This window comes from Fibrobacter sp. (genome assembly GCF_017551775.1).
Taxonomy (GTDB): domain Bacteria; phylum Fibrobacterota; class Fibrobacteria; order Fibrobacterales; family Fibrobacteraceae; genus Fibrobacter.
Genome location: NZ_JAFZKX010000019.1, coordinates 1 through 16,048, shown reverse-complemented (window position 1 = coordinate 16,048; position 16,048 = coordinate 1). Strand labels below are relative to the sequence as shown.

At 48.8% G+C, this 16,048-nt stretch carries 11 protein-coding genes; 7 read left to right on the top strand and 4 right to left on the bottom strand.

Annotated elements, in window-relative coordinates; all coding sequences use genetic code 11:
* The first annotated feature begins 2 nt into the window (after positions 1-2).
* Together IK012_RS02405 and IK012_RS02400 are read left to right on the top strand one after the other, a co-directional pair.
* The gene (locus tag IK012_RS02405) at positions 3-1,121 is read left to right on the top strand and encodes a restriction endonuclease subunit S (RefSeq protein ID WP_290949931.1); all 1,119 of its coding nucleotides are present in this window, start codon (positions 3-5) and stop codon (positions 1,119-1,121) included.
* Between the two features lie 2 nt (positions 1,122-1,123).
* Positions 1,124-4,456 (top strand): type I restriction endonuclease subunit R, encoded by a 3,333-nt coding sequence (locus tag IK012_RS02400; RefSeq protein ID WP_290949928.1) that lies wholly within the window; start codon positions 1,124-1,126, stop codon positions 4,454-4,456.
* A 21-nt stretch (positions 4,457-4,477) separates the two neighbouring features.
* On the opposite strand, the gene IK012_RS02395 is transcribed toward IK012_RS02400, so the two are convergent.
* Complete coding sequence (locus IK012_RS02395) at positions 4,478-5,947, bottom strand: P-loop NTPase fold protein (protein WP_290949925.1); 1,470 nt, start codon at positions 5,945-5,947, stop codon at positions 4,478-4,480.
* 320 nt (positions 5,948-6,267) lie between these two features.
* Here IK012_RS02395 and IK012_RS02390 point away from each other — a divergent pair, with 320 nt between their 5' ends.
* From IK012_RS02390 to IK012_RS02380, 4 genes are read left to right on the top strand one after another with little or no spacing between them, the layout of a single operon-like run.
* Positions 6,268-6,630: a hypothetical protein gene (locus tag IK012_RS02390; RefSeq protein ID WP_290949922.1), complete on the top strand. Its 363-nt coding sequence runs from the start codon at positions 6,268-6,270 to the stop codon at positions 6,628-6,630.
* Positions 6,614-6,892, top strand: a complete 279-nt coding sequence (locus IK012_RS13565; protein WP_367273760.1) for a DUF4160 domain-containing protein — start codon at positions 6,614-6,616, stop codon at positions 6,890-6,892. Before IK012_RS02390 ends, IK012_RS13565 begins: the two co-directional genes overlap by 17 nt.
* A complete protein-coding gene (locus IK012_RS02385; RefSeq protein ID WP_290949919.1) occupies positions 6,870-7,016 on the top strand; it encodes a hypothetical protein in 147 nt (48 codons plus the stop codon). The genes IK012_RS13565 and IK012_RS02385 overlap by 23 nt, the downstream gene beginning before the upstream one ends.
* Positions 7,017-7,053: 37 nt before the next feature.
* The gene (locus tag IK012_RS02380; protein WP_290949916.1) at positions 7,054-7,899 is read left to right on the top strand and encodes a 50S ribosomal protein L11 methyltransferase; all 846 of its coding nucleotides are present in this window, start codon (positions 7,054-7,056) and stop codon (positions 7,897-7,899) included.
* Between the two features lie 110 nt (positions 7,900-8,009).
* Here the strand turns inward: IK012_RS02380 and IK012_RS02375 are convergent, their stop codons facing one another.
* The 3 genes from IK012_RS02375 to IK012_RS02365 form a co-directional block, all read right to left on the bottom strand.
* On the bottom strand, positions 8,010-9,293 hold the full coding sequence (locus IK012_RS02375; protein WP_290949913.1) for a replication-associated recombination protein A: 1,284 nt from the start codon (positions 9,291-9,293) through the stop codon (positions 8,010-8,012).
* 3 nt (positions 9,294-9,296) lie between these two features.
* Positions 9,297-10,109 carry a hypothetical protein gene (locus IK012_RS02370; RefSeq protein ID WP_290949911.1) on the bottom strand — a complete coding sequence of 271 codons (813 nt, stop codon included), beginning with the start codon at positions 10,107-10,109 and terminating at the stop codon, positions 9,297-9,299.
* A 68-nt stretch (positions 10,110-10,177) separates the two neighbouring features.
* Complete coding sequence (locus IK012_RS02365) at positions 10,178-10,585, bottom strand: thioesterase family protein (RefSeq protein ID WP_173379906.1); 408 nt, start codon at positions 10,583-10,585, stop codon at positions 10,178-10,180.
* A 220-nt stretch (positions 10,586-10,805) separates the two neighbouring features.
* On the opposite strand from IK012_RS02365, the gene IK012_RS02360 reads away from it, so the two are divergent.
* A complete protein-coding gene (locus tag IK012_RS02360; protein ID WP_290949907.1) occupies positions 10,806-15,857 on the top strand; it encodes an InlB B-repeat-containing protein in 5,052 nt (1,683 codons plus the stop codon).
* The last annotated feature ends 191 nt before the right edge of the window (positions 15,858-16,048 follow it).

Sequence of the window (16,048 nt, the reverse complement as noted above, 5' to 3'; positions counted from 1 at the left end):
TTATGGCTCTGAAGAAGTATAAGCTAGGTGAATTGATTGAACGATCGACGATAAATAACAGAGATCAGAAATACGGAATGGATTTGATAGAAGGTGTAAATACTCAGGGCGTGTTTGCATCACCAAAGGGCAATCCAATTGAGGTCGATTTAAAGCCTTATAAAATTGTGAAAAATGGAGCTTTTGTTTATAATCCAACGCGATTAGAATTAGGTTCCATAGCGTATCGTACTAGTGGATTGTGCATAGTATCTCACTTATATCAAATATTTTATCTGAATGAAAAAGGAAAAAAACTTATTGATCCGACATATTTGTTCATTTATTTTCGTCGTAAAGAATTTTGCAGAGAAGTCACGTTTAGAAATTTTGGAAGTCAAAGGCCTGAATTTAGTATAAAAGACATGTGTGATATATCCATCACGCTTCCTGATATAACAGTACAGCAAAAGTATGTAGACATCTATGAGTCGATGGTTGCCAACCAGAAATCCTACGAACAAGGTCTTGATGATTTAAAACTTACCTGCGATGCCTTTTTAGATAAATTGAAAAAAGAATGTGACAAACAGGAAATTGGAAAATATCTTGAACCTAGTGATTTGCGGAATGATGATGAAAAACTGAATATTGAAAATTTACGAGGAATATCAACCGAAAAAAGTTTTATAGATACTAAAGCTGATATGCTAGGTGTTAGCTTGAAAAATTATAAAGTAGTAAAACAAAATGAATTTGTTTATGTTGCAGACACTTCTCGTCGAGGTGATAAAGTAGCTTTGGGTTTTAATGATTCAAATGAAAGTTGTTTAGTCTCGTCTATTTACACCGTTTTTAGAATTAAAGATGTGGATTTGCTTAATCCGCAATATCTAATGATGTTTTTTACTCGAAATGAATTTGATCGTTACGCTCGTTTTAATTCATGGGGTAGTGCTCGTGAAACATTTGATTGGTCGGAAATGTGTTCTGTTAAAATTCCCATTCCAGATATCAATGTTCAAAAATCAATCGCCAACATTTACAAAGTCTATAACGAACGCAAACGCATTAACGAACAGTTAAAACAACAGATAAAGGATATCTGCCCAATCCTTATCAAAGGTTCGCTGGAGGAATAGTCATGGCAAAATTGATTAACTTCAATGGGCATTTCTGCGAGTCCGACTATGAATACGCTTTTATCGCTTTCCTTGAAACGGAAGGCTGGCTGTATTTGCCAGGGAATAAACTTGCCAGAAAAGAAATCAAGGAAGTTCTCCATACCGATGATGTCAAGGAATACTTGAAAACGACAAATCCTGACTTGTCCAGTGAGGATGTCGAAAAACTATTCGATACGATTCGCCTTGTGGGTGCCGAAAGTGATTTTGCAACGCTTCATAAATTTTATGGTTGGCTCATTGATGGCGTTCAGTTTACCCCGCAAAATGGTGAACCAAGAGCTATTCCGCTAATTGATTTTGAACACCCTGAAAACAATATCTTCCGGGTGGTCAACCAACTTACGATTGAATACGTCAATAATGGCAAAAAGGAAAATCGTCGCCCCGATGTATTACTCTATGTAAATGGAATGCCCCTTTGCGTTATTGAACTCAAAAATCCTGCCGATGCAAACGCGACAATCGATGACGCATGGAAACAAATCAATATCCGCTACTGGCGCGACATCCCGCACCTTCTGCATTATTGCCCGTTGGCATGTATTTCTGACGGCGTAAAGACACGCCTTGGGACCGTCCGTACACCATACGAACACTTTTACGCTTGGCGACGCGTAAACGATGGCGACAAAGTTTCAACAATGCCCTTTGCCGAAACCGAAGCGATGATAAAAGGCGTTTATAGCCCAGTCCGTTTCCTTGAAATCTTCCGCGATTACATCTATTTCCAAGATAGCGAATACGACCACGATGAAAAAGAAATCGTTTGCCGTTATCCGCAGTTCTTTGCTTCGCGCTTGCTAAAACAGAGCATCGTCAAGTCTGTCGTTGAAAAAAGTGGCAGGGGCGGCACCTATTTCGGTGCTACAGGATGCGGCAAAACCTATACGATGGCGTTTTTGGCGCGTCAATTGGCTCTCCGTTGTTCCGATATCCCGGAAATCGGCTCTCCGACAATCGTAATGATTGTAGATCGCGAAGAATTGCAAAAACAGGGTGCAAAACTCTTTACCAAGAGTACAGAATTCTTGAATCTCGGTGCTGTTGAGGTGGTTAAGAACCGAGCAATGCTGCGTGAAGAATTGGGTGCACGTGAAAGCGGTGGTTTTTACATCTGCACTATCCAGAAATTTTGTGACCGCGAAGATGATAAAATCGGTTTGATTAATGACCGCGCAAATATCATCTGTTTTTCGGATGAGGCACACCGCACGCAACTGGAACATTCCAAGAAAATTCAGTTCAGCAAAGATGTTGACGAAAACATGAGGGCTATGCTTTCGAAGCCTTATGCAAAGGTTTTGCGCGAAGCGTTCCCGCATGCAACTTTCGTTGGCTTTACCGGTACGCCGATTGCAGAAACATATCAGACCTTTGGTGATGAAATTGACCGCTACACGATGGACCAAGCTGTTGCAGATGGGTTGACGGTTCCTATTAAGTATCATCCGCGAATAGCAAAGGTCCTGCTAGATGAGGCGAAAGCCAAGGAAATCGAAGATTACTACAAAAAATGCGCCGAAGATGGCGCTACAGCCGAAGATATTCAGGCAAGCAAAAAGGCGATGAGTTCCATGGAAGTGATTCTTGGTGATCCCGCCCGTTTGGAACGCCTTGCCGTTGATATTCACGACCATTATGTATCTAGTTGTGCTGGGGACCCCGAAAGGGTTCAGAAAGCGATGGTGGTTTGTTCTTCTCGCCCGATTGCCTATGCTTTGCTGACTCAATTCAAGGCGAAGTATCCGGAATGGTTTGTGGAAAAGAAAACGCCTGATGGCGTCGTGGCGACGGAAGAAGAACTGAAAAAATTGAAGCCTATGCCGTTTATGGCAATGGTTTCTAGTGTCGGGAGCAACGACCCCAAAGAAATGTATGATTATCTTGGGGGTGTCAAGAACGATTCCCGTTCCGAAGATATGGATGCCGCTTTTAAAGAGGAAAAGTCGAATTTCCATATTGTTATTGTTGTGGATATGTGGATTACAGGGTTTGATGTTCCCTGCCTTACATACATGTACAATGACAAGCCGCTGAAAAAGCATATGCTTATCCAGACCATAAGTCGCGTGAACCGTAAGAATCCGGGGAAAGACTTCGGGTTGATTGTGGATTATATCGGCATTCGCGACAATATGCGTGAAGCGATGAAAATCTATGGCGGTGATTCCTCTGTTGCCCCGACAGTTGACGATGTGGAGCAGGCGACGGTTGTTTTCAGGGAAGAACTTGAAATCTTGAAGAGATTGTTTGTCGATTACGACGTTTCACCGTTCTTAGATCCGAATTGTGACCCTGCAAAACGGTACATGTTGTTAGCAAAAGCGGCGGAATATGTATTTACCTCTACGCAGGAACTCAATTCTGAAAGCCAAAATGGGGCGCACAAGCCGCAAAAGGTTTCTTTCAAGAATTATTTCTTGCAGGTGGTAAAGCGTATGCGCATGGCGTTTGATGTCTGCTCTCCGTCAGGAAACTTGAGCGAAGAAGAATCTGCGCTGGCTCAATGCTTTATGGCTATTGCAGGCTTTGTTCGTAAAATGAGTGGAACGAGTGATATTGACACTGATACCATGAACCGAAATGTCGCCAAAATGGTGGAAGAGGCGCTTAAGTACAACAAGGTGGAAAGCATTCTTGATAATGGCGAAGAAGAGAATATCTTCGGTCCTGAATTCTATGAGAAACTGTCCGATGTCAAGATGCCTGCGACAAAGCTTGAACTTTTGGTGAAAATGCTTCGCAAGCAAATCAAGGAATTTGGAAAAATAAACCAAATTGCGGCACAGTCGTTCCAGGAAATGCTTGAACGGACTATCGCTGAATATCACGAACGGCGCAAAACTCTTTCTGCCGAAGAAGCTGGCGAAACGCAGGAACATGCATCTGATGAAATTATCAAGAACGCCACTGCGCAGGCTCTTGAAATTTTACGCCAGATGAATGAGAATCGCGAAAGTTTCCGCAAGATTGGGCTTACCTTTGAAGAAAAAGCTTTCTATGATATTTTGCTTGCCCTTCGTGACCAATACAATTTTGAATATGGCGAAGACAAGGAAATTGATGGCGTTGTTATAAATGAAAAATGCAAGGCTTTGGCAAAGAAGGTAAAAGAAATCATTGATACCAAGTCATCGTTTGCCGACTGGCTTAACAATCAGAATGTCCGCAATCAGTTAAAGCTTGACATCAAGATTTGCCTAGTGAAAAACGGCTACCCGCCACAATACAGCCCCGAAGTTTTCAGCAAAGTCATGGAACAAGTTGAAAACTTCGAGGAGAACAAGTAAATAGTATAAGCCTATTGCGGTTTATACTAGGGCATCAAGCGTTTTTCGGAAAGCTTTGATGAAAGTAACTTCGGATTCAAGAACATTTTTGCCGATAATTTTTGTTTCTAATCCACGTTGTGCGTGGTAAAATGGCTTTATATACGATTCTGGCATCAATAATTCGAATTCATAAACTTTTGTGAAATTTGTATTTCTTGCAGATCTATATAGTCTTTCATCGCAGTTGGATGTACTCCATTTAGCGAAAGATTGTTCAAATGCAAATGTATTGGTAATTCCTTCAATATGGGATAAATCAGGAATTTGCAAATACAATTTATGCGATTGATCTTGATTTCCGTGGTGTTTTATTAGAGGTAGTCCTTTCTTTAAAATCGATTTGCAAAGACAGTCTATTAACTCTATGCACAACGTGTTGTATTTTAGGTGCTTATCTAGAGAACTATCTAAGGCTGTTATCTCATGAGCGGTCTTTACCAGATGTATTAACTCTAATTTCGTTCTCATGGGGAAGAACGAAAGAACCTCTGTAAAAAAACTTTCGACATATTCTCTTCCATTGGTGTCACTTTGATCAAATTTTTCATCAAAACCTTCAAGAAGTGACAAGGGATTGTCTATTTGTTCTCCGTTAGAAACAGGGATGATCATTTGGAAGAATTTCTTGAAATAATAATTTCCAAACTGAATTTGAGTTTCCTCAAAATTGTCAAAAACAATTTTCCCGGGCTTGTATTGGTCTGGACTTGTATATTTTTGAATTAGGTTGAATTCGCGCCCAAAGGTTTTTGCAATGGAACCGAGTAATTCACTTTTATTAATTGCTGCTAACTGAATAAAGGTGTATTTATCCGATACGGTGTCAAAACATATATGATGCAGTCGCTGCATGACTTTTATTGCATATTCAGGTAGGCAACGGTCAAGTTCGTCAACTACAATAATAATATTGGCATACGTAGTTTCATTCTCTGATAAAACGTTTTTTAATTGTAGAAGATGTTCACGAACATTGTTTAAAGCTTCTTTTAAACTTTGATTGTTATCAAAAGTGGTAGATATGCTAGAATCTGAATCTTTTTTAATCGCTTTTTTCCCAGATTCTAGGATGTTGTCAAAACCTATACCAAATTTATTCGTCAGGATGGTCGAAATGACTTCTGCAAAAAAAGTTAATGCAATTTTTAGTCGATCTTTTTGATTTCTATCAGTTAGTGAACTCTGTAATTGTCTCAATTTTTCAATAATGACAGATAATAATGCGGCGAGAGGTTCTTCGTAGTATTCGTTTTCCCAGCAATTGTAATGAATCACTAAATAGTTCTGTGATTCTAGTTTCTGCTCAAGTTCCTTTAAAATCCAGGATTTCCCACAGCCCCATTTGCCGTCTATGGCGAAAGAAAAGCCTTCGTGAGCGTCTGTTTTCTGAGTGATGATATTGCTTAATAATTCAATGAATGGTCCGCGTCCAAGTCTATCCTGTTGCATATTAAATGTCCTTTTTCTTACAATATAGTTTGTTTTGAAAGAAATGCGTTAGGGATCGTCGCGCGGTGCGGCGAGACTCGCGCAGCGAGGCTCGATGAGCCGTAGGCGAGCAGAGCCCGACCCGGCGAGGTGATGTGAAACGGTGATGCCGGAACTGGGTCCGGCATGACAATCGGGTTGGCGAGCCGGGGAACGCCCTGCTCAAACTCAATAAATCAGTGATTTAAGCGATTAATCACCGGATGATATTTTTTGAAGTGCCGTTTTTCGTTTGGAAACGGCACTTTTTCTTTGGCACGGTTCTTGCAAATATATAGGGCATGAAACAAATGATAAACCAGGCCCGCAGGGAGCAACCGAAGAATACTAGCCAAACAGTACAAGAAAATATTATATTGCCTTTTAGCAATATGATGTACCCCTTTATGACACTTGATGATAACGCGGAAATTGTCCATTCTGAAATGGGCAAGGACGGTCGTGTCAAGGTGTATATCGAAAAGCCCGATGCAAAGGACGGCTTCCATCGGGCAACATGCTATTTACCCTCCTATACATGGGAAGATATATTCGGTTTTTCAGATGAGGAAATCGATCGCTATAAGAAAGTGATTGAGTCTACAGCTCATTTGATAATGGAATTTTCCCAGAAAGGCGGGTTTAGCAATGCCGCAAATCTTTAAAATAGGTTCCTTCTGGGTTTATTTCTGGTCCAACGAAAATATGCCGTTGGAACCGGTGCATGTTCATGTTTCAGAAGGCGCGCCCACTGCAAATGCGACAAAAATTTGGATAACGCAAGCGGGAAAATGTCTTTTAGCCAATAATAATTCCCGCATAAACCCGCATGTTTTACAGAACATTCTGAGGATTATTGAGGCGCGCAACGAAGAGATTGTTGAAAAGTGGAAGAAGTATTTCAGTGAAGTGCCATATTTCTGCTGAAAAACTGCTTGACAAGGACTTCGCGAAAGATGTCTCTTTAAAAGGGTATACCGACGAAATCTTTCTGAACGAGGTTGACGGCATGATGGACATACTTTACGAGAAGCAATCCGTTCACGCCTAAGAAGTGACGGCTTCATTTATTTATTAAATTTTCCCATATGCAGAAAATTGACACATGGTACAAGGCGGAGGGCTATTGCCCTATCGAAGATTTTGAACTCGCGAGCTACCTGCTTTTCGAGGCGGGGGTGGCGACGCTCGAGGAACTCGACCCCAAAGAAGAGGGCCGTACGGACTTTTGCTTTTATACGGGTGACAAGGCCGAACGCGACCGCATCGTGGCGGAGTTCCCGCAGTACCATTTCACGCTGAGCGACGAGCCCGCGAAGGATTGGGACAAGTGGTGGCGTGACCGCGCCCAGCCCGTCTCCGTGAGCCCGCACCTTTGGGTGCGCCCGCCTTGGGTGGAATTTACTCCCGACGACCCGCAGGCTGTCGTGCTGGAACTCGAGGCGAAGACTGCCTTCGGGACCGGCGAGCACGATACTACGAGCAGCTGCGCGACGCTCATGGAATCGGTTGATTTCAAGGGCAAGACTGTGCTCGACATCGGGACGGGAACCGGCATTTTGGCGATGTATGCCCGCCGCCGCGGCGCCCGCCTTGCGGTAGGTACCGAAATCGACCCGCTCACTATTCCCTGCATAGCGGAAAACTTCGAGCGTAACGGCTTCGGCGAGAGCGACTGCGTGCTCGGCTTTTTGGATGCGTTCAAGGACGGGACCAAGTTCGATGTCATCCTGTGCAACATGATTCGGAGTGAACTCTGGCCGTTGCGCGACGATATCGAGGACTTGTTGGCCGCCGGCGGCGAGCTCATCATCTCGGGCCAGCTGCTCACGGAAAAGGAATATATCCTGCGCTGGTTCGAAGAAGCCGGCTTCAAGGTGAAAGAAGAACGCGTCAGCGGCGAATGGTGGAGCGTGCTTGCCGTAAACGGCTAACCCGCTTGTCTCCCTTTCGTCACCCTGACGCTTGGTCATCCTGACGCAGGTCAGGACAGGGTCGGAATTTTATCCCTTTCGTCACCCTGACGAAGGTCAGGGTCAGAAGTTTATCCTTTCTTCTCTTTTTTAATTTGCTTTAGCTGCGCGAGTCTTTCGGCCAGCAGCTTTTCCTTGCCGTAATTTGTCGGGCGGTAAATTTCCGTGCCTTCGAGTTGCTTGGGCAGGTGTTCCTGCGCGGAATAGGCGCCCGGGCTGTCGTGGTCGTATTCGTACCCGTTCCCGTAACCGAGCTGCTTGCCCACGCGGGTCACGGAATTCCGGAATGCGCGCGGTACAGGCAACGTCCCTGTCCGCTGGATAATGCTGTCGGCCGCCATGCCCGCAAGTTCGAGGCTGTTGCTCTTCGGGGCGAGCGAGAGGTATATCGCCAGCTCGTCGAGCGCGATGAGGCCCTCGGGTATGCCCATGAAGTCGTACGCTTCTCTCGCGCTTGTCGCAAGCAGTAGCGCGTTCGGGTCTGCAAGGCCCACGTCTTCCATTGCCATGCGCATGAGCCTGCGCAGAATGAACCGCGGGTCTTCGCCGCCCTGCAGCATGCGGTGTAGCCAGTAGACGGCGGCGTCGGGGTCGCTTCCGCGCACCGACTTGTGCAGTGCCGAAATCAGGTTGTAGTGCTCCTCGCCGTTCTTGTCGTAGCGCAGGGGCTTCTTGTACTGGAATTCTTCCAGCAGTTTCTCGTCGATCTTCTTGCGGTCGCCGAGGCTCTTGCCAATCCATTCGAGCTGGTTCAGCAAGAAGCGCGCGTCGCCTTCGGACTGCGCGATGAGCTTGTCCACGACGGCGTCTTCGATTTCCACGTCCTTGAGCTGCAGGCCGCGCGGATGGTCGCGGAGTGCACTGAAGATAAGCGTGCGCAAGTCGTCGCTGCTGAGGGGCGCAAACAGAATAAGCTGGCAGCGGCTCAGCAATGCGCCGTTCACTTCGAATCCCGGGTTTTCGGTAGTCGCGCCGATAAGCGTCACGGTGCCGTCTTCCACGGCACCGAGCAACGCGTCTTGCTGGCCCTTGTTGAATCGGTGGATTTCGTCGATGAAGAGGATCGTGTCCAGGAAGGCCTTTTTCATCTGGCGCGCGTCAGCGAGGACTTCCTTCACTTCTTTCACGCCGCTCGCGACTGCGGAGAGCGCTACGAAGCGCTTCTTGGTCTTCTGGCGGATTACGTGGGCGAGGCTCGTCTTGCCGCAACCGGGAGGGCCCCAGAAAATCATGCTCGGGACGGTGTCGTTTTCCAGGCTTCGGCGCAATAGGCTCTGCTCGCCCAGAATCTTGTTCTGGCCTAGAAATTCATCCAGGTTCTGCGGTCGCAGTCTTTCGGCGAGCGGCTGTTCCATATCTTATTCCACGGGTTCCACTTCGATAGAGTAGCCGATTTTGCGACCGGTCTCGTTGACTTTTCGGTAGTGGATGTTTACCTTGAGTTCTTCGCCATCGGAAATCGTGGCGACTCCGTGATAAACATCGCCGTCGTTACCCGAAACTTTGACTTTTTGGCAAAAAACTTCGTGTTCCGATACGGCTTCGCTGATGGCTTCCTGTGCTTCACTCTCGATCCAGTGGTAACGTCCGGCAACGGGGCCGGGAATGACGATGGCCGCGATACCGAGAGCGATGACGGCGCCGGCAAACACGATTTTTTTGGATACCGGCAGGTAGGAGCCTACGTTCATCTTGTGGAGGTAGGTCAGTATGCGGAAACCGGCGACGAACCCCACCAGGAGCGCGATGTAGGCGAACCATGTCTTTACCAGCCGGAGGTCCACAAATGCGTAGCCGGAAACAATGTAGGAGCAGACGCCGAGGGCCGCAAGGCAGGCGAGGCAAATCAGGATTGTCTTTGCCGGTTTTTTCTGAAAGTCTTCGCAGAACTGGCGGGCTTCGAGAAAATCCTTGGTCTTGGCTTCGGAGATGGTCCCCATTCCCTTGCAGATGTTGCACTTGAGGCCGTTTTCGATTTGCATTGTGCCGTTGCAGCGAATGCAGTCCAGCATCTTGATCCATCCGGAGCCGCAGCAGGTCGGACACGGCTTCTTGTCCTTTGTCCCGGTGCCCTTGCAGGTATTGCAGAACTCGGAACTCCTGACGGGGAAGTCTATGGTCTTGTCTAGGGACTTGATGTGGATCTGGACGGTTTCTTCTTGTTCTGCCATAGATTTAGGCCTCTCCTTTGGTCAATTCAAACCTGTCAAAGCTCGCGGACAGTCTGCGTTCCTATCGGTTATCCTTCGGGGAAAAACTTTGTGAACGCCGCGGGGAAGTCCCTGGTGGGCTTGCCGTCCTTGAGCAGGCAGTGGATGGAGTACCCGATGGTGCAGAGCTTGCCTTCCACGAAAACTTTGTAGTTGAACTTGAAGCGCACGCTGCCGACTCTCTCGAGGGTCGTTTCGACATCCACAAATTCACCGTAATGCGTCGGGTTCTTGTATTGCACGTTGAGTTCGAGCACCGGGCTCATGTAGCCGTCGGCTTCCATCTGGGAGTAGCTCGCTCCCGCGACTCTGAAAAATTCTGTTCTGGCCTGTTCGAACCATACGGGGTAAACGGCGTGGTGCACGACCCCCATCTGGTCGGTTTCCGCGTAGCGGACTTCGATACGGGCGGTATAAGAGTTCTTTGCTGTTTCCATGCCACAAATATACAAATGAGTAGGGGGTAACGATATATTTACGGGTTAGTCTGCGCGTTTTTGCCTGTTCTCGCCGGCGGATTGCCTGAAATTCCCGTTTTTTGTCCAAATTTGTATTGCAATGTTTTACAACGCGAAATGGCGGGGACGTCTTCACAAAACTGCAATAAATAAGCAGTTTGTATAATTAGATATATATCTACTATCAGGAGTAACAAAGATGCTTAAAAGCAAAGGATTCCTCTTTTGCGCGTCGGTTGCGCTTTCTTGTGCGTTTGCGACTGCCGCGACGACCATCACCCCTGTACAGCCATCTTTGAAAAACGGCTGCTACGAGATTTCTAATGCTGCTGAACTGTACGGCTTCGCCGCCATCGTGAAGGGTACGGACGGCTTTAGCAAAGATTCTACCGCGTGCGGCAAGCTCACGAAAGACATCGTGGTGAACCAGAACGTACTCAAGTCCGACGGCTCGCTCAACGTGGCGGATACGGCAAATTTCGCGAAATGGCCCATGATTGGCCCCTACTACGGAAATTTTGACGGCCAGATGCATACGGTTTCGGGCCTCTATTACTCTAGCGAGACTGCGACCTACTCCGGGTTGTTCCATAGCGCGGTGTCGTCGTATTACCAGCCCGTTGCTGCCGAAATCAGGAATGTCGGCGTTATCGGTTCCTTCTTCCGTGCCGGTTACTCCGCGGGCGGCCTCGTTGGGAGTGTCTGGGCGCAAAAGCTCCCGGTCGTCATCGAGAACTGCTTCAATGCTTCGAGAGTCGAGTCGACGACGAATAATGCCGGCGGCATTGCGGGGGCGGTCTCCAACTACACTGGCGTGCGCACCGAATTCCACAACGTGTACAATACGGGAACTATCGTCGGCTCCAAGAATGTCGGCGGGTTGTTCGGCAACCAGAATTCTAACACGTTTACTTTGATCAACGCCTACAATTCGGGTGCAATTGTCGGTACGGCAACGGCCAACACCATAAAGTCCCTGTTCGGTAACTACACTAAAAACGCGAATAATATCATCGAGAACGTGTTCTATGTGGAACCGGGCCACAACGAGCATGTCGGTACGTCCGTGAGCGAAGCCGAGATGGCTAGCGGCGCCATTACGCAGGTGATGCGCCATTACGACCTAGGCGGGGTCGATGGTACCGTGTGGGGGCAAAAGGTGGGGACTGACCCGCTTCCGACTTTCAGCGGTTCTCTGACGGGCGCAACCCTCCAGACGATAAAGATGAACATCTATCACGGCAGCACCAAGCTCAAGACGAAGGACATGGTTGTCGGTTACAGCTACAGGATTCCTGACGTAGATATCGACGGGTATGAATTCTTCGGCTGGTACGCGAACAGCGGCCTAACGGGAGATACGGTTGTCCATACGCCTAAGACGCTGACGGCAGATGTCAGTTACTGGGGCAAGTACGAAAAGCGCTTCAGCATCACCTACAATACGAACGGCGGTACGATTGATTCCGGCCTGGTCGAGACCTATACGGAAACCGTGGGGGCCATGCTCCCGAAAAAGGTTTCCCGTAGCGGTTACGTGTTTGCGGGCTGGTACGAGAACAGTGACTTCACCGGCAACAGGGTGAAGGCTATCGGCAAGACGGAGAACGGCGACAAGACCTTCTACGCCAAGTGGTACCAGATCAAGAAGCCGGCCAAGGTTACCGACGGCTGCTACCTCATCGCGACGGCTCAGGAACTTTACGGCTTTGCCTCCATCGTGAACGGAACCGACGGCTATACCAAGGAAAGGGATGCCTGTGCGAACCTCGCGGGCGATATCTATGTGAACCAGAACGTGCTGAAGGATGACGGAACGCTCAGGGACCCCGAAGCGGCTCTGAACTATATCCCGTGGAACCCGATTGACAGTTTTGCCGGCGTGTTCAACGGAAACGGCTACGTGATTTCGGGCCTGTTCTATGACGATTCTACTTTTTTTGATAAGTTCGGTTTGTTTGGTGGCATTGGAGGATCGGAGGACAAGTACGCCGTATTGAAGGACTTCGGCCTCGTGGATTCCTATTTCGCAGTCAAGGCGAATTATTTCGGAACGGTTGTCGGCCAGGTGGTTCCCGCCAAGTCTGGAAATCCCCCTTCTCCCGGTTTCTATGCCAAGATTTCCGGTGTGTATACCGAATCGACTCTCTATTCTTATATGAGCGCGCAGGGAGCCGGTGGCCTCGTGGGTAGCGTCGGTTACAAGGGCGTTCTCGATATCGAGAACTGCTATAACCGTGGTCTCGTTTTGGGGAGCAGCTTCAATTATGCGGGCATCGTGGCCCACTGGGCTTCGAATACCACGGCTACCGTTTCCAATTGCTATAGCGTATGGAAGACGAAGAGCCTTATGCCCACGGGCAGCAGGGCCCTTTTTGGCGGAAGTTTGACTTCTTCGACGTTGATTGCTTCCAACACCTATTACCTGAACGCCCAGGGCAACAAGGAATTGGCGGGTCTCCCGGCGACCGAGTTGCAGTTTAACAACGGCACGGTGGCGCTCGCCCTGCACGAAGGCGAGAATGGCGCTGTGTGGGGCCAGAACGTGGGTATGGAATATTATCCGGTTCTTTCGGGCAAACTCGAAAATTCGCTTGGCGAAAAGTACAAGGTCACGTTTCACACCTTCGAGGGCGACACGGCAAGGTATTTTGACCACTATGTTTCGGGCTTCAAGAAGGTCCTCCCTGCAAACGTAGTCCAGGATGGCGCAACCTTTATGGGCTGGTACGCCAATGCTCAATATGAAGGCGCTACGGTAACGGCGATTGATTCGCTGGCCACGGGCGACAAGGAATTCTGGGCAAAGCTCCAGAAGACGTTCAAGGTGACGCTCAATACGAATGGCGGCAAGGTCGATTCCGGCAATGTCACGCTCTATACGGAAGGCGTTGGCGCGATTTTGCCGACCAAGCTTTCGCTCGATACCAACATCTTTGTCGGCTGGTACGATAATGCGGAACTTTCAGGTAAACCCGTTACGGCGATTACGGCCACGGATACCGGCGACAAGACTTATTATGCGGCCTGGTTCAAGCTGAAGATGCCGAAACTCGATTCGGCGGATATGTGCTACGAGATTACGGATGTCGCGGAGCTGTTCGGCTATGCCGCCTACGTGAACGGAACGCATAGAATGTTCTATAACCTCAACTATCCTAGTGCTTGCGGCAAGCTTGCCAAGGATATCGTGGTGAACGAACATGTGCTGAACGAAGACGGTACGCTGGATAGCGCGAACGTGACGACGTTCCTGTCTTGGGAAACGATCAAGAAGTTCGGTGGAGTCTTTGATGGCCAGGGCCATACGATTTCGGGCCTCTATGGCGATGCGAAGACTGGCGGCATGGCCATGTTCGGTGAAATCATTGCTGATAGGTACGATTGGGAGCAGAATGTTTACCTCCCGGCCGTCATCAAGAATCTCACCATCGAAGATGCATTCCTTGCTGCCGATAAAGGTAATGTCGCTGGCTTTGCCTTGAGTCTTAAAGGAAAGTCCGGTTCGACACCTGCGGCGGAACTCGTGATTGAAAATTGCCATTTCAAGGGAGTCGCACACGCTCGTAATCAGTCGGCCGGCGGCTTGGTCGCACACTCCAATGGAACGCTCTCGATTACCGATTCCCATAGTGAAGGCTTAATTCTAGCCAGGAATGGCGCAGGGGGCATGGCTGCTGAGGCTTATGCAACGACAAGTGTCTTGAATAGCTACAACTTGGCAAAGATTACTGGCGGCTTTGATGGGACGGGGGGCTTGATTGGCTATGCCTCGGGTACGACCAGCATCATGAACTGCTTTAACCGCGGTGATGTATCGGCCGAAAATGTCACTGGCAGTGTCGGTATCTGTGGAGGCCTTGTCGGACAGGCCTACAATACGTTCACGCTGTTGCGGAGCTACAACGAGGGTACTGTCGGCGGTATCACGTCTTATGCTGCCGGCCTTGTTGGAGACATCTCTAGCGGTGACGATTACGAAGTCTTGATTGCGAACAACTACAATACAGGCAAGGTTTATAGTGAAGCGGATGGCACGAACAAGTTCACGTATGTTTCCGGCATCGTGGTTCGTATCAATTCGAACGTCAACTTTAAACTCCTGAACAACTACAGCATTGGCGAACTTTCCAAGGTGAGCGTCAAGGGCAACATGGACTATGTGCTTGCGGATAGCGGCTACAACAAGAAGATTGTCTCCGAGAACAACTTCTACCTTGAAACGGTCGAAGGCCTTGCGGAGAGCAAGTTTGGAACGGCCGCTTCTGCGGAAAAATTCAAGAATGGCGCGGTTGCCGAACTGCTGCATGCCTACGTGCAGAAGGACGGTGAGGGCGCTGCTATCGAGAATGGCGTGAACGGCTCTCCATGGGCCCAGGGCGACAAGTACCCGATTCTCGTGACGAAGTCTGAATTTGCCATCGTATTCAATGTGAACGGTGGCAAGCTCGAGAACGCGCCTACGACCTATACGTACGGGGAAGGCGTTGTCCTGCCTGTTCCTACGCGTGAGGGCCATTCCTTCCATGGCTGGTACACTTCTGCATCGTTCCAGGGCGACTCTATCGCCGTGATTTCACCGAAGGACGCCGGCGACAAGATCTTCTTCGCCAAGTGGGAAGCCAACCGGTACCATGTGACGGCCAAGGTGAACGATTCCAGGTGGGGCGTCGTGGAAGGCCTGAACAAGAGCGGTATATATAGTTACGGCGAAGAAGTCAAGGTGACGGCTGTCCCGGACAATGGCTTCAAGTTCAGCTACTGGGAAGACGATATCCGTAATTCTAGCGCGTCCAGGCGCTTCACGGTCGTAAGCGATACGACCATCACGGCGCACTTCGACCCGATCAACCCGGAAAGCTCCAGCAGCGTGACGAGCAGCTCTTCTGTGAACCCGCCGAAGTCCTCTTCGTCCAGCGCAAAATCGAGCTCTAGCAGCGCGAAGTCTTCTTCCAGCTCGGCCAAGTCCAGCTCCAGCGGCAAGTCTAGCAGCTCCGAATGCAAGGGCAAGGATTGCAAGGATGCCCTGCCGGCAATCGCTTCTGCCCCCACGTTCCGCGTGGAAGCGGTCTCCCGCATGGTCCGCATCTCCGGTGCCCGCGAAGGGGCTGCCTATGCCCTCTTCGACATGCAGGGCCGCGTGCTCGCCTTCGGGCGCGTCTCCGGGGCCAACTTCTCCCTGCCGGTCCCGACCGCTGGGATGTACCTCGTCCGGATTGGAGGGCAGTCTCTCCGCGTGAACGTGAAGTAGCTCCCTCGGGAATTTTGAATCAAGCCGTCCGTCCCCTCGGGCGGCTTTTTTTGTATAAAGAAAACCACCAGCTAGGCTGGTGGTTCCGTAAAAGCCTTCTGGCGGTCATGAGAAAAAAATCCTTTGACTACTATTGAGATGCGGTCTGCCAACTGCATAACAATAATTTCAAAGGATTTAAAATGAATGAT

Bases quoted from the DNA above. Each gene is read 5' to 3' on its own strand.
- IK012_RS02360 (WP_290949907.1), top strand. From the start codon at position 10,806: ATGCTTAAAAGCAAAGGATTCCTCTTTTGCGCGTCGGTTGCGCTTTCT.
- IK012_RS02390 (WP_290949922.1), top strand. From the start codon at position 6,268: ATGAAACAAATGATAAACCAGGCCCGCAGGGAGCAACCGAAGAATACT.
- IK012_RS13565 (WP_367273760.1), top strand. From the start codon at position 6,614: ATGCCGCAAATCTTTAAAATAGGTTCCTTCTGGGTTTATTTCTGGTCC.
- IK012_RS02400 (WP_290949928.1), top strand. From the start codon at position 1,124: ATGGCAAAATTGATTAACTTCAATGGGCATTTCTGCGAGTCCGACTAT.
- IK012_RS02375 (WP_290949913.1), bottom strand. From the start codon at position 9,293: ATGGAACAGCCGCTCGCCGAAAGACTGCGACCGCAGAACCTGGATGAA.
- IK012_RS02370 (WP_290949911.1), bottom strand. From the start codon at position 10,109: ATGGCAGAACAAGAAGAAACCGTCCAGATCCACATCAAGTCCCTAGAC.
- IK012_RS02405 (WP_290949931.1), top strand. From the start codon at position 3: ATGGCTCTGAAGAAGTATAAGCTAGGTGAATTGATTGAACGATCGACG.
- IK012_RS02380 (WP_290949916.1), top strand. From the start codon at position 7,054: ATGCAGAAAATTGACACATGGTACAAGGCGGAGGGCTATTGCCCTATC.
- IK012_RS02365 (WP_173379906.1), bottom strand. From the start codon at position 10,585: ATGGAAACAGCAAAGAACTCTTATACCGCCCGTATCGAAGTCCGCTAC.
- IK012_RS02395 (WP_290949925.1), bottom strand. From the start codon at position 5,947: ATGCAACAGGATAGACTTGGACGCGGACCATTCATTGAATTATTAAGC.